This is a genomic window from Formivibrio citricus (assembly GCF_900115065.1).
Classification (GTDB): Bacteria; Pseudomonadota; Gammaproteobacteria; order Burkholderiales; family Chitinibacteraceae; genus Formivibrio; species Formivibrio citricus.
Window position 1 is genome coordinate 127,277 of record NZ_FOVE01000005.1, and the last position, 15,264, is coordinate 142,540.

Consider the following 15,264-nt stretch of genomic DNA (forward strand, 5'->3'; position numbering starts at 1 on the left):
TTGTCTGGACGCATCATATCATTGCGCTTGCACACTCGTTTCTTTGCCCGGCGTCGCACGCAACACGATCTGCGCAATTTCGGATTGAACGCCGAGGCGAACGGGGAATCCGGCCCAAAGGCCGGCGCCGTTGCCAACATAGAGCTGCATCGCGCCCACCTGGTACAGGCCCGAAATGAAGCCCTCGTTCACGATCTGGGAAACAACACGCAACCCCAGAATCTGCCCGCCGTGCGTGTGCCCGGAAAACTGCAAGCCAACGCCAGCCGCGGCATTGATACGCGCACCGCGCGGCTGGTGGTCCATGAGAACGATGGGAGCATCCTTCGGGACACCGGCTAGCGCCTTCCTGATATCCGGCTCGGTCGCGGCGAACCGGGACGCGGCCCGGTCTGTCACGCCGGCCAGCACCAGAGCCCGGCCCTTGCTCTTTATGACCACGTGTTCATTGAGCAGCAAGTTAAAACCCAGCTCGCGGAATTTCTGCGTCCAGCCCGCGAGATTCGAATAGTATTCATGGTTGCCGAGCGCAGCAAAAACGCCATGTCTGGCTTTCAAATCCGCCAGCGGCGCCACATCCTGAGCGCGGACATCCGGTGTGCCGTCGATAACATCCCCGGTCACCAGGATCAGATCCGGATTCAGGGCATTGACCCTCTCCACTACCGCCCTGACCCACGGCCCCTGAAACAGCTTGCTGGCATGCAGGTCCGTGATCTGCACCAGCCGCAAACCGTCCAGTTCGGGCGGAAGGCGCTTCAGGGTGATTTCCACCGTATGCACTTCCGGCACCTTGACGGACTGCCACACGCCGATTGCAGAAAGCGCGAATGCGGCGAAACTGAGCGCGCCCGCCCAGCGGGCATGTGAGGACGGCAAGCTCCACTTCAGCCCGGCTTTGCGCAACAGGAACAGAAGCGCTGCGGCCACGTCTTTCAAGAACAGGAACGAAGCCAGCAAAAGCAGCGCACCGAACAACCAGCCCAGAACGACGATACCAGCGAACGGCACTTCGGGCGAAGCCAGCGTACCGAACCAGGTTCGGGTGACCAGATGATGTTGCGAAATCGAAAACAACCCGAGCGCGGCCAGGCATTTTGCGCCAGTCTTCCATGGCAACGGCAGGACAAGCCGGCCAATCACGTACAGGGCGATGAGCCCGGTCAGAATATGAAACTGATACATTGGTAACGCGCCATAAGGTTGTATTGATCTATCTTGGTTAATATCACGAAGATCACCCAGTGTCAGCTCAACAATCACCATTTCAGCACCGCCAAAGCGATGCCCTATCGGGGGCGGGTTGCGCCCGCGCAAAAACCTGTTGTCTACAAAACCGGCTATCGCTTATAAATTGCCTCTGCGGCCACAAGCTGCATTCTCAAACAAAAACAACCGCGCCCTGATCGGGCAAGGGAAAAGGACATCTGCAAATGAAAGTTACCATCGTAGGAATGGGAGCGGTCGGCACCGAAATCACCGGTTTTCTGGTCAACATGGCCGAAGTTTCCGAGATCGTGGCCATCGACCGCAACCGCGAGCGAGTGGAAGGCGAGATCCTGGATTTCAGCCACACCACCTCTTTCACCTATGCCAAGAATCCGCGCATGGTCGTCGGCGATTATGCCGATTCTGCGGGCAGCGACATCGTGGTCATTACCGCCGGCGCGCAGCTTACCCAAGGCCAGACGCGTGACGATCTGGTACGCGCCAACAGCGTGATCATTCGCGAAATCATTGCCGAGGTTGAACGCTACTCGCCGGGCGCAATCGTGATCGTGGTCACCAACCCGGTCGACGTGATCACCTGGGTGGCGCTGAAGTCCTCTTCCTTCCCGCGCGAGCGCCTGTTCAGCTCGGGCACGCTGCTCGATTCCGCGCGCTTCATGCGCATCGTCAGCGACCATGTCGGTATCGACCCGAAAAACATCTTCGGCTACATGCTCGGCGAACACGGCTCGACCGGCTTCATTCCGTGGAGCATCTGCAACGTCTGCGGGCTGGACATCGACACCTACTGCCGGCTCAATGGCATCCCGTTGATCGACAAGGCTGCCGTCAGTGCAGAAGTCCGCAATGTCGGCTACGAAATCTTCAACCGCAAGGGCAACACCAACCACGGCATTGCCGCTGCGGTCTTCCGCCTGATTCGCGCCATCGAAGCCGACGAGCGCTCGGTGCTGCCGGTCGGCGTGTTGCTGCAGGACCAGTACGGGGTCGACGATGTCGTGATGAGCGTACCCTGCGTGGTGGGGCGCAACGGCGTGGAGCGTATCGTCAACTACGCTTTCGGCTTCGATGAACAGGCCGCACTGCACCGTTCCGCCGATCACATCAAGAGCCTGATCGCTTTGGCACAATGACCGACTCCCGCCCTCCAGCCCCGATGCGCAACGAATTCCCGCTCCTGGCCCGCAACCCCGGCCTGATCTACCTCGACAACGCAGCCACGACGCAGAAACCCGCCTGCGTGCTGGATGCCGAGCGCGAGTTCTACGAAACGGCCAACGCCAACGTGCACCGCGCATCGCACCGGCTGGCCGTTGCCGCAACCGGGGCTTTCGAGAGCGCACGCGCCACCGTGGCGCATTTCCTGAATGCAACCACCCCCAATGAGGTCGTTTTCACGCGCGGCACCACCGAGGCGATCAATCTCGTCGCCCGCAGCTGGGGGCAAGCCAGCTTGCGCCCGGGCGACGAGATCGTCCTGACCGAGTTGGAGCACCACGCCAACATCGTGCCTTGGCAATTCGTGGCACAAGCTACCTGCGCCACGATCCGCGCTGCCCGCATTGCACGGGACGGCACGCTGGACATGGAACACTTCCACAGCCTGCTCTCGCCGCGCACGCGGCTGGTCGGCTGCACGCTTGCCTCGAACGCCATCGGCACGATGCCGCCGATTGCCGAAATCGTTGCCGCAGCCCACGCCCATGGCGCCAGGGTGCTGGTCGATGCCGCGCAGGCCGTGGCGCATCAGCCGGTCGATGTTCAGGCGCTCGGCGCGGATTTCTGCGTCTTTTCCGGGCACAAGGTTTACGGCCCGACCGGTATCGGCGCACTGTGGGCGCGGGAAGACATCCTGCAAGCCATGCCGCCGTGGCAGGGCGGCGGCGAGATGATCGACCGGGTCAGTTTTGCCGGCAGCACGTTCGCGCCCGCTCCGGCCCGTTTCGAGGCCGGCACGCCGCCCATCGCGCAGGCCGTTGGCTTGGCCGCCGCGCTGGAATGGCTGATACAGCAAGACCGCGCCGCCCTCCTCGCTCACGAAAACGCTCTGCGCATCCGGCTGGAAAACGGATTGAAACATATGCCGGGCGTACAAATCGTCGGCCCAAACACCGACAAGGCGCCGCTCACCGCCCTGCGCTTTGCGCACGCCCACCCTTTCGACGTGGCGCAGTTCCTGGACAATCATGACATTGCCGTGCGCGTTGGCCAGCACTGCGCCCAACCGCTCTTGCAGGCGCTGGGCGAAAGCTCGTTGCTGCGCGTCTCGTTCGCCGCCTACAACACGGAAGACGAGATCGACCGTTTCCTTGCCGCACTGGAAGAAACCCTGGAGCTTTTGGCATGAACCTGAAAACTTCGGCGGAACCACAGCGAGTAGGTCGGAAAAGCGAAGCGCCTTCCGACATTTGTGTTTCATACGTCGGATGGCGCCTGCGGCTTATCCAACCTACGCAAGTGTCTCTGTGGTAAGGAATTCAGAATGAACACCCCGCTGTCGATCCCGGAAATCGAAGAACGTCTCCATTCCTGCGCTGGGTGGGAGGCCAAAAGCCGGATGCTGGTCCAGCTCTCGCGCGAGCTGCCGGCTTACCCGGAAACGGACCGCACCGAAGAAAACCGGGTTTCCGGCTGCGAAAGCCAGGTCTGGCTGAAATTGGGCTGGAACAACGGGGCACTGGAACTGGCCACCGACAGCGATTCCCGCATCATCAAAGGCTTGCTGGCGCTGGTCTACGCCGCCTATCGCGGTCGCTCGCCGGAAGCGGTGCGCGACTTCGATTTCGACGGCTGGTTGGCAGGGATGGGGTTGACGCGCCTGCTGACCGCCTCGCGCAGCAATGGTTTGAAGGCCATTGTGACGCACATACGGTCGTCAGCGTCTGAAATTTAGTACCTGTTCTTGGAACCCACCCATCTTCAGCAGGCGGGCAAACCAAAGCAGGTGGCAGGAACCGGCATGTATACGCACCCAACTGCCAGATGCGAAGGCACAGCCGCCTGCTGCTAACGCTCGGGAAGCGCCAGATCATTCTTCTCCTGCAAAGCCTCCACCAACGGCTGGAAGAACTCGCTCGCAGACGGAGAAGGCAGCAAACTCGCGCGCAAGGCCAGATCGCGGACCAGATCGCGCATGCGCCAACGGATCTCGTGCACAACCAGATCCGCCTCGAACCTCAACCATTCGGATGCATCGCCGATCAGCGCCCCCAAACAAGCCGAGTCATGGCACTGGTCGAGCCCGGAGCTGGAAAAGGCGCGCTGGATGCAATGGAAGCGCTCAACCACGCGCTCGAACAAACGCTTCTCTTCGTTCAAGCCCGATACCCGCGGACCAAAGTCTTCGATGACATCGAGTACACGCGCGATACGCAGGAATAGCGCATGCATGTCCTCGTCCGTATGCCCTGTTTCCGGCGGAGGGCCGGTGCGCTCTGCTGCGGCCTGATTGATGACGCTGATCACGTCCTGCGGGAACTCGTTCATCCCCATTCGCAAGGCAATATCGGCCCGTGCCAGCGAATGATTGGATACATCGGCAATCGAAGCCACCAACTCCGCGGCAGACAGAATGCTGCCCAACCGGCTTTGTTCGCTGCTTTTCACTCCCTTGGGATAACCGCTGCCATCGCCGCGCTCGTGGTGATCGAGAATCGCCTGAGCTGCGGCCGGATGCAACCCGCATACCGAAGCCGCGAGCTTGTAACCGATCACGGGATGCGCCGAAACATGGCGCCATGCTTCCAGCGAAATCGGTTTTTTGCGGTCAATGAAATTGGGGTCGAGATAAAGTTCACCCATGTCATGCAACAAACCGGCTATTGCCAGGATTTGCATGTCCGAATCCGGCAACTCAAGTTTGTAGCCTATCGCCAGCGCCACCAGCGCTACCCGCAGGTTGTGCTGCAACCCGCAAGCCTCCTGCCCCGCAGAAACCGAAATCATGCCGTGCATCGCGCCGTTGAGCGGAATCTCGTCGATCCAGCGTGTCAGATCGGTCAAGCCGAACAACGGGCGTAGCTCCGGCGTTTCTTCGATCACACGGTCTGCCGCTTGGGCCAACCAATCGGGATTGATGGAATCCGATACCTTGATGCAAACCTCAAGCGGGCGCTTGAGCTTGTGCATGATCAGGCGTTCTTGCGCCTCCCGGCTGATCCGGGCGCCTTTGCTGAGCAGCTTGATGCCGTTGGCACTGTAGATGTCCTCGCCAGCCTCAACCGGTTGGGAATCCGAAAGGGAAATGACTCGATCCAGATAGTGGCGATTGACTTCGTCAAGCGACAAATCCTGCATGGCGGGCTCCGAACAGAGGAAAGGCGGCAGAATCAGTATCGGAAGTCCGCGTAAATTTACAACCATGATTGCAACGTGGGTATAAACCGCACCACGATCAGCTATGATTACGCCACACGCCCAACTCTCGCCAACGACCATGCTCAGAGAAATCCCCCCCAAACAAGCCGAGACCTTGCTCAAGAGCATGGTTATTCCGCCGCGCCCGGTCATCCTGCTGCAACTGGAGCAGGAGCAACTGAAACCCGAGCCGGATTTCGATCTCATCAGCAAGCTGATTTCGTCCGATCTCACGCTTTCCGCCGCCGTGCTCAAGACGGTGAATTCGCCGTTTTTCCAGCTCTCGAACCGCGTCGCCTCCGTCTATCAGGCATTGCAATTGCTGGGTTTGAAGAACCTCGGCAACATCGTTCGCGGCGTACTGCTACGCCACGCGCTGACACCAGAAGGCGCCACGTCCATGGAGCGCTTCTGGACCATGGCGCTGCGCACGGCGCTAGTCTGCGCTCATCTGGCTGAACACGTCGACGGAGCCGATGCCGAGGAAGCCTATACGTTCGGCCTGTTCCAGGATTGCGGGATGCCACTGATGCAAGCCCGCTTTTCCAATTACCGCGCAACCATGGAAAAAGGCGAAGAACTGTCGCTGGCCAAGTTCATCGAGCTTGAAGATCTGCGCCACCAGACCAACCATGCCGTCGTGGGCTATCTGCTGGCGCGCACCTGGTTCCTGCCGGAACACCTGAGCCTTGCCATCCTCAATCACCAGGACATCGGCATCTTTGCCTCGCCGGACGGCGAAGGCTGGTCTGACACCTGCAACCTGATTGCGATAGCCGCGCTGGCCAGCCATGTTGTGAAACGCCATTTTGAACTACCGGAAGTTCCGGACTGGCGCGAACTTGAACCCGTTTACCTGCGCCACCTGGCAATGGAGCGCTCTGAATACGAAGATGTGGCCGACCGGGTCAACAGGCTATTGGAGCATGCCTGAGCATTGCCACTCACTGTTTGCCTTCTCAGAACCTGTTCACGATCTGTCGCGAGAAGCTGTCAGCGGGGTGAAGAGCAGCGCAGGAACCGGAGTTTATGCGGATAAATGAGGATTCCGAGCAGCACATGAACCCCGATCACGGCTTCGCAGCAAGATCGTGAACAGGTTCTCATTGCGCCCCTTCATTGGGGCGCATTTGCTTTCCAAGCTCAAGTTCCCGGCATCCGGTCCTGTTGGCTCAATTGCGGAAACCACTTCATCCACAAAGCCACCACCAGCAAGGTTCCGATACCGCCGGTCACGACTGAAAGAACCGGCCCAAGCAAGGCCGCGACCACACCGGATTCGAACTCGCCCAACTGGTTGGATGCGCCGATGAACACTGAATTCACGGCACTGACCCGGCCGCGCATTTCGTCCGGTGTTTCCAGTTGAATGAACGAATTGCGGATCACCACGCTGACCATGTCGGCCGCACCAAGGACGGTCAATGCAGCGAAAGAGAGCGGGATTGACGTGGAGACTCCGAACGCAATCGTAGCCACGCCAAACAGCGCCACCGAGACGAACATGACCTTGCCGACCCGCTTGCGGATCGGATAGCGCGCCAGCCACGCCCCCATTGCCAGCGCCCCGACTGCCGGTGCCGCGCGCAAAACTCCCAAGGCCCACGGCCCGGCATGCAGGATATCCTTGGCATAGACCGGCAACAGCGCCGTTGCCCCGCCTAGCAACACGGCAAAAAGATCGAGCGAGATCGCCCCCAGCACCGCCGGCCGGCTCTTGATGAAACGCACCCCTGCCAGCAATCCTTCCAGCCCCGGCTGTTGCGGCGGCGGAGCAGCATTGGATGGCTCGAACTTAACCCGGAGCATCAACAAGCAAGCCATCAGGTACAGCCCCCCGGTCAGGACGTAGACCACGCCGGCACCCAAGGCATACAGCAGCCCGCCAATCGCGGGCGAGGCGATGGTGGCGGCCTGCACCGCCGTAGCGGAAATGGCCACCGCGGGCGGCAGCAATGCGCCTGTTACGATGCGCGGCAACATGGCCTGGGTGGCGGGAAATTCGAAGGTTCGCCCCACGCCGACCATGAAAGACACAAGGTAGATCATGGGCCGGGCGAATTCGGGATACGCCAGACTTGCGGCCAGCCCCAGCGCGCAGGCGGCCTGCAGCAACTGGCTCAGGGCCGCGACCCGGCGGCGGTCGTGATGATCCGCGACATGCCCGGCTTGCAGCACGAACAGCACGCGCGGCAGGAACTGCACCAACCCGATCAACCCCAAGTCCAGCGCGCTGCCCGTGATGTCGTAGAGATGCCAGCCGATCGCCACGCACAGCATCTGGTAACCACTGATGGTGAAAAGCCGAGCAATCCAGAAATTCACGAACGAGGCGTGACGGAACAGGAGGGTCAGTTCGTTTTGGGGGGATGTCATGGCCGGAATGCCAATTCTAAAAGGGCAAGGGTACACTTCATCCTTTGTTACTTCCAATGCCGCACGCAACCACCGTCCATGGACGACACCACTCGCAAACAGCTCAAGCGCTTCAAAAAAACGCTTTCGCAAAAAACCGTCGTAGCGAAGCCTGCGCCCCGCCCCGAGCTGCAGCCGGACGACCATGCGCTATTCATGCAAGCCATGCGCGGTGTCACACCGCTTGCCGATTCCCGCTATCCGCATCCCCCGCTATTTCCTGCGCCGTGGCCCCGCCAACACCAGCACAACGAAGCGCGCGTCACGACCGAAACCATGTCCGATTTCTGGCCATGGGACGAGCTGGAAACCGGCGAAGAGTTGTTGTTCACCCGCCCCGGTTTGCGCATCGACACACTCAAAAAACTGCGGCGCGGCGAATGGGGTGTACAGGCCGAACTTGATCTGCACGGCCACACCTCCGATTCCGCCCGGCTTGCGCTGGCCGCTTTCCTGCACGACTGCCGCCAGCGCAATCAGCGCTGCGTGCGCATCATCCACGGCAAGGGGTTGAGCTCGAAAAACCGCGAACCGGTGTTGAAGCTCAAGCTGAAGAACTGGCTGGCACAGCGCGACGAGGTGCTGGCCTTTTGCCAGGCACGCCCGGCGGACGGCGGCAGCGGTGCGGCACTGGTGCTGTTGAAAGGCCGCAAAGAAAGGTAACCAGAGAGATCGCACCATCCCGGGATTCCCCTCGCCCCTTGCGGGAGAGGGGCTGGGGAGAGGGGGCGATGTATCAAGTGATATGTTTACTTGACCTGTTTCACCCTCTCCCCAACCCTCCCCCATCTAGGGGGAGGGAGAAAAAACGGTACCGTTTGCGTACAGGACTCCCCAAAGGTCATAGTGCGATTACCTTCAGAAAGGTAATTCCGTCAGGTCCAATGATTCAACCGCTTGCGGTATACTTGCGGTTTTCCCTGATCCTGATTCGTCCGCAAGCCATGTCACCGCGACTATCCCTGCTGCAACCCTACCCGTTCGAAAAACTGCGCCAGCTTTTTGCCGGCGTCACGCCCAATCCGGAACTGAAGGCCATCAACCTTTCCATCGGTGAACCCAAGCATCCGACTCCGCAACTGGTACGCGATGCCGTCGTCGCCAATCTGGACGGTCTGGAAAAATATCCCTCGACACTGGGTTCCGAAACGTTGCGCCAGAGCATCAGCCAGTGGATTGCCCGGCGTTACAAGATTGCGGCACCGAACCCCGCAACCGAGATCGTCCCGGTCAACGGCAGCCGCGAAGCCCTTTTCTCCTTTGCGCAAGCGGCCATCGACCCGACCACGGCAGAAAAGCCCGTGGTGCTCTCGCCCAATCCGTTCTACCAGATCTACGAAGGCGCAGCGCTCTTGGCCGGCGCTGAACCGTACTATGTGAACTGCCTTGCGGAAAACCACTTCCAGCCCGACTGGGACAGCGTTCCGGAGGCCGTCTGGCAACGCACGCAGCTCGTTTTCATCTGCTCGCCGAGCAACCCGACCGGCGCGGTGACTTCGCTGGAAGACTGGAAAAAACTCTTTGCGCTATCGGACCGCTACGGTTTCATCATCGCCAGCGACGAATGCTATTCGGAAATCTATTTCGGCGAAGAAAAACCCCTGGGCGGGCTGGAAGCCGCTGCCAAGCTTGGTCGCGACTTCAGCCGGCTGGTGGTGTTCTCGTCGCTCTCCAAGCGCTCCAACGTGCCCGGCATGCGTTCCGGCTTCGTGGCGGGTGATGCGAAGCTCCTCAAGCAGTTCCTGCTCTACCGCACCTACCACGGCTGCGCGATGAGCCCGACCGTGCAGATCGCCAGCGCCGTCGCTTGGGACGATGAAGCGCACGTCGAAGAAAACCGCCGCCAGTATGTGGCAAAATTCGCCGCAGTCACCCCGCGCCTGCAGACGGTGCTGGATGTCTCGCTGCCCGACGCCTCTTTCTACCTGTGGGCCCAAACACCGGTCAGCGACACGGAATTTGCCCGCCGTCTGTACGAAGAGGAGCACGTTACCGTACTGCCCGGCTCGTTCCTGGGCCGCGAAGTGCATGGAATCAACCCCGGAGCCAACCGCATCCGCATCGCACTGGTTGCGCCGTTGGCAGAATGCGAGGAAGCGGCCGAACGCATCGTACGGCTGGCACAACGGATTCGATGAACCCATGTAGGTCGGATAAGCCGAAGGCGCCATCCGACATTTGAAATCACGTGAGGCGGAATCGGCGCAAAGTGCCATTCCGCCATCAACACCCAATTGAACCCACGGCGGATTGCTTCGCGAATCCGCCCTACTTTGAGAGAGCCCAATCATGAGCAACCTGCAAACCGTCATTGAAACCGCCTTTGAAAACCGCGCCGAAATCACGCCGGGCAATGCCTCGGCAGAAGTTCGCGATGCCGTGAATGAAGCCATTGACTGTCTCGATCAAGGCAAGCTGCGCGTCGCCTCCAAAATCGACGGTGAGTGGGTTACTCACCAGTGGCTGAAAAAAGCCGTGCTGCTGTCCTTCCGCATCAATGAAAACGAGATCATGGACGGTGGCTACACCCAGTACTTCGACAAGGTACCGTCGAAATTCGCCAATTACACCGAGGCCGATTTCCGCGCCGGCGGTTTCCGCGTGGTGCCAAACGCCATGGCGCGCAAGGGCTCCTTCATTGCCAAGAACGCCGTACTTCTGCCGTCCTACGTGAACATCGGCGCCTATGTCGATGAAGGCACCATGGTCGACACCTGGGCCACCGTCGGCTCCTGCGCACAGATCGGCAAGAACGTACACCTCTCCGGCGGCGTCGGCATCGGCGGCGTACTGGAGCCGCTGCAAGCCGGCCCGACCATCATCGAGGACAACTGCTTCATCGGCGCCCGCTCCGAAGTCGTGGAAGGCGTGATCGTCGAAGAGGGTTCCGTGATCTCGATGGGCGTCTACATCGGCCAATCGACCCGTATCTATGACCGCGAAACCGGTGAAGTCTCCTATGGCCGCATCCCGGCCGGCTCCGTGGTGGTCTCCGGCAACCTGCCGTCTGCCGATGGCAAGTACAGCCTGTATTGCGCGGTGATTGTGAAGAAGGTGGATGCGAAGACCCGTGGGAAAGTAGGCATCAACGAGCTGCTGCGCGGCATCTGATTTCCGGTTTGCCTTGAGCGCGATGGCTTTGTCGGCTGCGCTGCGCGGTGCCTTGCCTTACTCCATGTAATGTCTGCGGCCCCGCTCGCTTGCCTTCGCGCCCTCGCACTCAATGCTTCCCGGAAACGGCTGCGCCTGCGCATCTTGCGGTCGGGCGGTACTCGGAGTCCTCATTTACCACTTGTAAATTCCGGCTCCTGCGTTCCGTCCTCCCGCAACCTGCTTTGGCTCGCTCGTCAAATAAGCTGGAACTGACCAGATTTTTATTTGTAATACTCCATACCCCAAACCCCGCACCTTCTGCGGGGTTTTTCACATTTGCGCAACGGAAAAGCCCGCGATATTTGACGCCAGCCGCGCCTATCAGCCAGAATAGGGCCGGCTACTAATTTCTCAGGGTTTTCCCGCATCATGGCATTTCACTCCGGACAGATCTGGCTCGAATGGCGATGGCGTCGCGTGTAATCGCGTACCTGCGCCCTTCTGTTGTCACACCTTTTGTTTCGGAGAATTGAAAATGCTTACCCGCACTGAATTTGCGGCCCTCGCGGCTGAGGGCTATAACCGCATCCCCCTGATTCTCGAACTCTTTGCCGATCTCGACACCCCGCTCTCGGTCTACCTCAAGCTCGCCAACCAACCGTATTCCTACCTGCTGGAATCCGTGGTCGGCGGCGAACGTTTTGGCCGCTATTCCTTCATCGGTCTGCCCACCCGCACACGGCTGGTGGTCAAAGGAACGGTCACCGAGGTCATCACCGACGGTGAAGTCGTCGCGCGCCATGAGGGCAACCCGCTCGATTTCATCGCCGATTACCAGAAGCAGTTCCGCTCCCCGCCGCAAACCGGGCTACCGCGTTTCCTTGGCGGGCTGGTCGGTTATTTCGGCTACGACACGATCCGTTTCATCGAAAAGAAGCTGGCCGCTTGCCAGAAGCCCGACTCCATCGGCGCACCGGACATCCAGTTGCTGCTCTCGCAAGAGCTGGCCGTGGTCGACAATCTTTCCGGCAAGCTGTATTTGGTGGTGTATGCCGACCCGAGCGAGGCCGATGCCTACGACAAGGCCGAAGCTCGCCTGGCAGCGCTGCGCATGAAGCTGCGCGAACCGGCGCCCCTGCCGCTCTCCCAGCCCGCACCGGCCGTTTCCACCGCCACCTCCGAATTCGGCGAGGACGCCTTCAAGGCCGCCGTGGTCAAGGCCAAGGAATACATTGCCGACGGCGACATCATGCAGGTCGTGCTCTCGCAGCGCATGACCGCGCCATTTGCCGAATCGCCGCTCGCGCTCTACCGCGCGCTGCGCTCGCTCAACCCCTCGCCGTACATGTTCTTCTACCACTTCGACGATTTCCACATCGTCGGCGCCTCGCCCGAGATTCTGGCGCGGCTCGAAGGCGACACCATCACCGTGCGCCCCATCGCCGGCACCCGCCCGCGCGGCAAAACCCGCGAAGAAGATCTTGCACTGGCCGAAGAACTGCTCGCCGACCCCAAGGAAATCGCCGAACACGTCATGCTGATCGACCTCGGCCGCAACGATGCCGGCCGCGTCGCCCAGACCGGCAGCGTGAAGCTCGTCGACAAGATGGTGATCGAACGCTACTCGCATGTGATGCACATCGTTTCCAGCGTCGAAGGCAAGATCAAGCCCGGCATGGGCGCCATGGATGTCCTCAAGGCCACCTTCCCTGCCGGCACGGTTTCCGGCGCCGCCAAGGTACGCGCCATGGAAATCATCGACGAACTGGAACCCACCAAGCGCGGCATCTACGCCGGCGCAGTCGGCTACCTGGGATTCAACGGCGACATGGACGTCGCCATCGCGCTGCGTACCGCGGTCGTGAAAGACCAGACACTCTACATGCAAGCCGGCGCTGGCATCGTTGCCGATTCAGTCCCGCAAAGCGAATGGCAGGAAACCCTGAACAAAGCCCGCGCAGTGCTGCGCGCAGCGGAGCAAGTTCAGCGCGGACTGGATGCTTGAAAGGCTTTTCTCACCACGAAGCACACCAAGAACACCAAGGGAAAAACGTGGAAGAACAGATTGAAGCAACAGCCAAGCAAGTAGTTGACGCAGCGCTCTGCGTTCATCGTGCACTTGGCCCGGGATTGCTGGAATCTGCCTATGAGCAATGTCTGAAGATCGAACTGATCAATCGCGGGCTAACTTGCGAAACTCAACAGCCGATTGCAATCGATTACTACGGTCAACGGGTTGAAATGGCATTCCGGGCCGACATGATCGTAAATGGCGTTGTACTGGTAGAGCTGAAATCCGTTGAACGTATCCAGCCGATTCACGAAGCTCAATTGCTGACTTACCTGAAGTTATCGGATTTGCGTGTGGGTTTTCTGATCAACTTCAATACCAAATTACTCAAGGAAGGGCTCAAGCGCATGGCGCTCTAAGGCCCCAACCCATCAGAAGAACACTTCGCCTTTCTTGGTGTCCTTGGTGTTCTTCGTGGTGAAAAAAAGGATTCAAACCATGCTACTGATGATCGATAACTACGACAGCTTTACCTACAACCTCGTCCAGTACTTCGGCGAACTCGGCCAGGACGTTCAGGTTTACCGCAACGACGAAATCACGCTCGAACAAATCGAAGCGCTTAAGCCGCAATACCTCGTCATCTCGCCCGGCCCCTGCACGCCGCTGGAAGCAGGCATTTCCGTCCCTGCAATCAAGCACTTTGCCGGCAAGCTGCCGATCATGGGCGTGTGCCTTGGGCACCAGTCGATTGGCGAAGCCTTCGGCGGCAAGATCGTCCATGCCAAGACGTTGATGCACGGCAAGGTTTCCCCGGTCGAACACAACAACACCGGCATGTTCAAGGGCCTGCCCTCGCCGTTCAACGTCACGCGCTATCACTCGCTCGCCATCGAGCGCGAATCGTTGCCCGATTGCCTGGAAGTGACCGCCTGGACCGAGGATGGCGAGATCATGGGTGTGCGCCACAAGACCTTGGCCATTGAGGGCGTGCAGTTCCATCCGGAATCGATCCTGACCGAGCACGGACACCAGATGCTCGACAACTTCCTCAAAGAATTCGCATAAGGGGCTGAACATGATCACCATCCAGGCCGCACTCAACCGCCTGATCGACGGCAACGAGCTGTTCTACGAGGAAATGCTGCACCTGATGCGGCAGATCATGTCCGGTGAAGTAACCCCCGCACAGACTGCCGCATTGCTGATCGGCCTGCGCGTGAAGGTGGAAACCGTTTCCGAAATCGCCGCCGCAGCGACCGCCATGCGTGAATTCTCGACCAAGGTTCAGGTACAAGACTGCAGCCATCTGGTCGACACCTGCGGCACCGGCGGCGACGGCGCGCACACGTTCAATATCTCCACCTGCTCGGCTTTCGTTGCTGCTGCGGCTGGCGCCAAGGTCGCCAAGCATGGCGGGCGCTCGGTATCGTCGAGCAGCGGCAGCGCCGATGTCCTCGAAGCATTCGGCGTGAATCTGGCCCTCACCCCGGAACAGGTCGGCCAATGCATCGACGAAGTGGGCCTGGGCTTCATGTTCGCCCCGAATCACCACAGCGCCATGAAATACGTCGCCCCGGTACGGCGTGAACTGGGCGTGCGCACCATCTTCAACATCCTTGGCCCGCTCACCAACCCGGCCAATGCCGACAATCAGGTCATGGGCGTGTTCCACCCGGATCTCGTCGGCATTCAGGCACACGTTCTGAAGCAACTGGGCAGCAAGCATGTGCTGATCGTGCATGGCAAGGACGGCCTCGACGAAATCACGCTCTCCGGCAACACGCTGGTCGCGGAACTCAAGGACGGCCAGATCAACGAATACGAAATCGACCCGCGCGACTACGGCTTTGAACTCTGCGAACTCAAGGCCCTGCACGCATCAAGCGCAGCCGAATCGCAGGCCATCATTGAACGCGTTCTCGCCAACGAACCCGGCCCGGCGCATGACATTGTCTGCCTCAACGCCGGCGCCGCCATCTACGCCGCCAACCTCGCCCCGACCTTGCAGGATGGCATCGCCAAGGCCAAGGAAATGCTTGCCAGCGGCGCGGCAAGGGCGAAACTGGATGCCTTGGTGAAGATGACGCAGGGATTCAAGGCATAATCGCAAGCAATATGTAGGGCGGAAAAGCCTCTTGAGAGGCGCCTTCCGCCGA

At 60.0% G+C, this 15,264-nt stretch carries 14 protein-coding genes; 11 read left to right on the top strand and 3 right to left on the bottom strand.

Going from position 1 to position 15,264, the window contains the following annotated elements; genetic code table 11:
• Window positions 1-18: 18 nt before the first annotated feature.
• On the bottom strand, window positions 19-1,185 hold the full coding sequence (locus tag BMZ36_RS04845) for a metallophosphoesterase (protein WP_091192106.1): 1,167 nt from the start codon (window positions 1,183-1,185) through the stop codon (window positions 19-21).
• Window positions 1,186-1,433: 248 nt separating this feature from the next.
• Between BMZ36_RS04845 and BMZ36_RS04850 the strand changes: the two genes are divergently transcribed.
• The 3 genes from BMZ36_RS04850 (at window position 1,434) to BMZ36_RS04860 (ending at window position 4,123) form a co-directional block, all read left to right on the top strand.
• Window positions 1,434-2,363: an L-lactate dehydrogenase gene (locus BMZ36_RS04850; RefSeq protein ID WP_091192109.1), complete on the top strand. Its 930-nt coding sequence runs from the start codon at window positions 1,434-1,436 to the stop codon at window positions 2,361-2,363.
• On the top strand, window positions 2,360-3,577 hold the full coding sequence (locus BMZ36_RS04855) for an aminotransferase class V-fold PLP-dependent enzyme (RefSeq protein ID WP_091192112.1): 1,218 nt from the start codon (window positions 2,360-2,362) through the stop codon (window positions 3,575-3,577). Before BMZ36_RS04850 ends, BMZ36_RS04855 begins: the two co-directional genes overlap by 4 nt.
• 135 nt (window positions 3,578-3,712) lie before the next feature.
• Window positions 3,713-4,123 (top strand): SufE family protein, encoded by a 411-nt coding sequence (locus BMZ36_RS04860; RefSeq protein ID WP_091192115.1) that lies wholly within the window; start codon window positions 3,713-3,715, stop codon window positions 4,121-4,123.
• Between the two features lie 113 nt (window positions 4,124-4,236).
• On the opposite strand, the gene BMZ36_RS04865 is transcribed toward BMZ36_RS04860, so the two are convergent.
• Window positions 4,237-5,526, bottom strand: a complete 1,290-nt coding sequence (locus BMZ36_RS04865; protein WP_177187781.1) for an HD-GYP domain-containing protein — start codon at window positions 5,524-5,526, stop codon at window positions 4,237-4,239.
• A 103-nt stretch (window positions 5,527-5,629) separates the two neighbouring features.
• On the opposite strand from BMZ36_RS04865, the gene BMZ36_RS04870 reads away from it, so the two are divergent.
• Window positions 5,630-6,520: an HDOD domain-containing protein gene (locus BMZ36_RS04870; RefSeq protein WP_091192261.1), complete on the top strand. Its 891-nt coding sequence runs from the start codon at window positions 5,630-5,632 to the stop codon at window positions 6,518-6,520.
• Between the two features lie 209 nt (window positions 6,521-6,729).
• Here BMZ36_RS04870 and BMZ36_RS04875 read toward each other — a convergent pair whose 3' ends face one another.
• Window positions 6,730-7,962 (bottom strand): MFS transporter, encoded by a 1,233-nt coding sequence (locus BMZ36_RS04875; RefSeq protein ID WP_091192121.1) that lies wholly within the window; start codon window positions 7,960-7,962, stop codon window positions 6,730-6,732.
• A gap of 78 nt (window positions 7,963-8,040) precedes the next feature.
• Here BMZ36_RS04875 and BMZ36_RS04880 point away from each other — a divergent pair, with 78 nt between their 5' ends.
• The 7 genes from BMZ36_RS04880 (at window position 8,041) to trpD (ending at window position 15,212) form a co-directional block, all read left to right on the top strand.
• Window positions 8,041-8,664, top strand: a complete 624-nt coding sequence (locus BMZ36_RS04880) for a Smr/MutS family protein (protein ID WP_091192124.1) — start codon at window positions 8,041-8,043, stop codon at window positions 8,662-8,664.
• A 281-nt stretch (window positions 8,665-8,945) separates the two neighbouring features.
• Window positions 8,946-10,139, top strand: coding sequence for a succinyldiaminopimelate transaminase (gene dapC / locus BMZ36_RS04885; RefSeq protein WP_091192264.1), 1,194 nt, complete (start codon window positions 8,946-8,948; stop codon window positions 10,137-10,139).
• Between the two features lie 151 nt (window positions 10,140-10,290).
• Window positions 10,291-11,112 (top strand): 2,3,4,5-tetrahydropyridine-2,6-dicarboxylate N-succinyltransferase, encoded by an 822-nt coding sequence (dapD, locus tag BMZ36_RS04890; RefSeq protein ID WP_091192126.1) that lies wholly within the window; start codon window positions 10,291-10,293, stop codon window positions 11,110-11,112.
• A 517-nt stretch (window positions 11,113-11,629) separates the two neighbouring features.
• Window positions 11,630-13,099, top strand: coding sequence for an anthranilate synthase component I (trpE, locus tag BMZ36_RS04895; protein WP_091192130.1), 1,470 nt, complete (start codon window positions 11,630-11,632; stop codon window positions 13,097-13,099).
• 47 nt (window positions 13,100-13,146) lie between these two features.
• Window positions 13,147-13,524 (top strand): GxxExxY protein, encoded by a 378-nt coding sequence (locus BMZ36_RS04900; protein ID WP_245747776.1) that lies wholly within the window; start codon window positions 13,147-13,149, stop codon window positions 13,522-13,524.
• Window positions 13,525-13,603: 79 nt separating this feature from the next.
• Window positions 13,604-14,173: an aminodeoxychorismate/anthranilate synthase component II gene (locus BMZ36_RS04905; protein WP_091192266.1), complete on the top strand. Its 570-nt coding sequence runs from the start codon at window positions 13,604-13,606 to the stop codon at window positions 14,171-14,173.
• Between the two features lie 10 nt (window positions 14,174-14,183).
• Window positions 14,184-15,212: an anthranilate phosphoribosyltransferase gene (gene trpD, locus BMZ36_RS04910; RefSeq protein WP_091192135.1), complete on the top strand. Its 1,029-nt coding sequence runs from the start codon at window positions 14,184-14,186 to the stop codon at window positions 15,210-15,212.
• The last annotated feature ends 52 nt before the right edge of the window (window positions 15,213-15,264 follow it).

What these genes read in the sequence shown, in the direction of transcription:
- BMZ36_RS04850 (WP_091192109.1), top strand. Translation starts at nt 1,434, where the DNA reads ATGAAAGTTACCATCGTAGGAATGGGAGCGGTCGGCACCGAAATCACC.
- BMZ36_RS04845 (WP_091192106.1), bottom strand. Translation starts at nt 1,185, where the DNA reads ATGTATCAGTTTCATATTCTGACCGGGCTCATCGCCCTGTACGTGATT.
- BMZ36_RS04875 (WP_091192121.1), bottom strand. Translation starts at nt 7,962, where the DNA reads ATGACATCCCCCCAAAACGAACTGACCCTCCTGTTCCGTCACGCCTCG.
- BMZ36_RS04870 (WP_091192261.1), top strand. Translation starts at nt 5,630, where the DNA reads ATGATTACGCCACACGCCCAACTCTCGCCAACGACCATGCTCAGAGAA.
- BMZ36_RS04860 (WP_091192115.1), top strand. Translation starts at nt 3,713, where the DNA reads ATGAACACCCCGCTGTCGATCCCGGAAATCGAAGAACGTCTCCATTCC.
- trpD (WP_091192135.1), top strand. Translation starts at nt 14,184, where the DNA reads ATGATCACCATCCAGGCCGCACTCAACCGCCTGATCGACGGCAACGAG.
- BMZ36_RS04865 (WP_177187781.1), bottom strand. Translation starts at nt 5,526, where the DNA reads ATGCAGGATTTGTCGCTTGACGAAGTCAATCGCCACTATCTGGATCGA.
- BMZ36_RS04880 (WP_091192124.1), top strand. Translation starts at nt 8,041, where the DNA reads ATGGACGACACCACTCGCAAACAGCTCAAGCGCTTCAAAAAAACGCTT.
- dapC (WP_091192264.1), top strand. Translation starts at nt 8,946, where the DNA reads ATGTCACCGCGACTATCCCTGCTGCAACCCTACCCGTTCGAAAAACTG.
- BMZ36_RS04905 (WP_091192266.1), top strand. Translation starts at nt 13,604, where the DNA reads ATGCTACTGATGATCGATAACTACGACAGCTTTACCTACAACCTCGTC.
- dapD (WP_091192126.1), top strand. Translation starts at nt 10,291, where the DNA reads ATGAGCAACCTGCAAACCGTCATTGAAACCGCCTTTGAAAACCGCGCC.
- trpE (WP_091192130.1), top strand. Translation starts at nt 11,630, where the DNA reads ATGCTTACCCGCACTGAATTTGCGGCCCTCGCGGCTGAGGGCTATAAC.
- BMZ36_RS04855 (WP_091192112.1), top strand. Translation starts at nt 2,360, where the DNA reads ATGACCGACTCCCGCCCTCCAGCCCCGATGCGCAACGAATTCCCGCTC.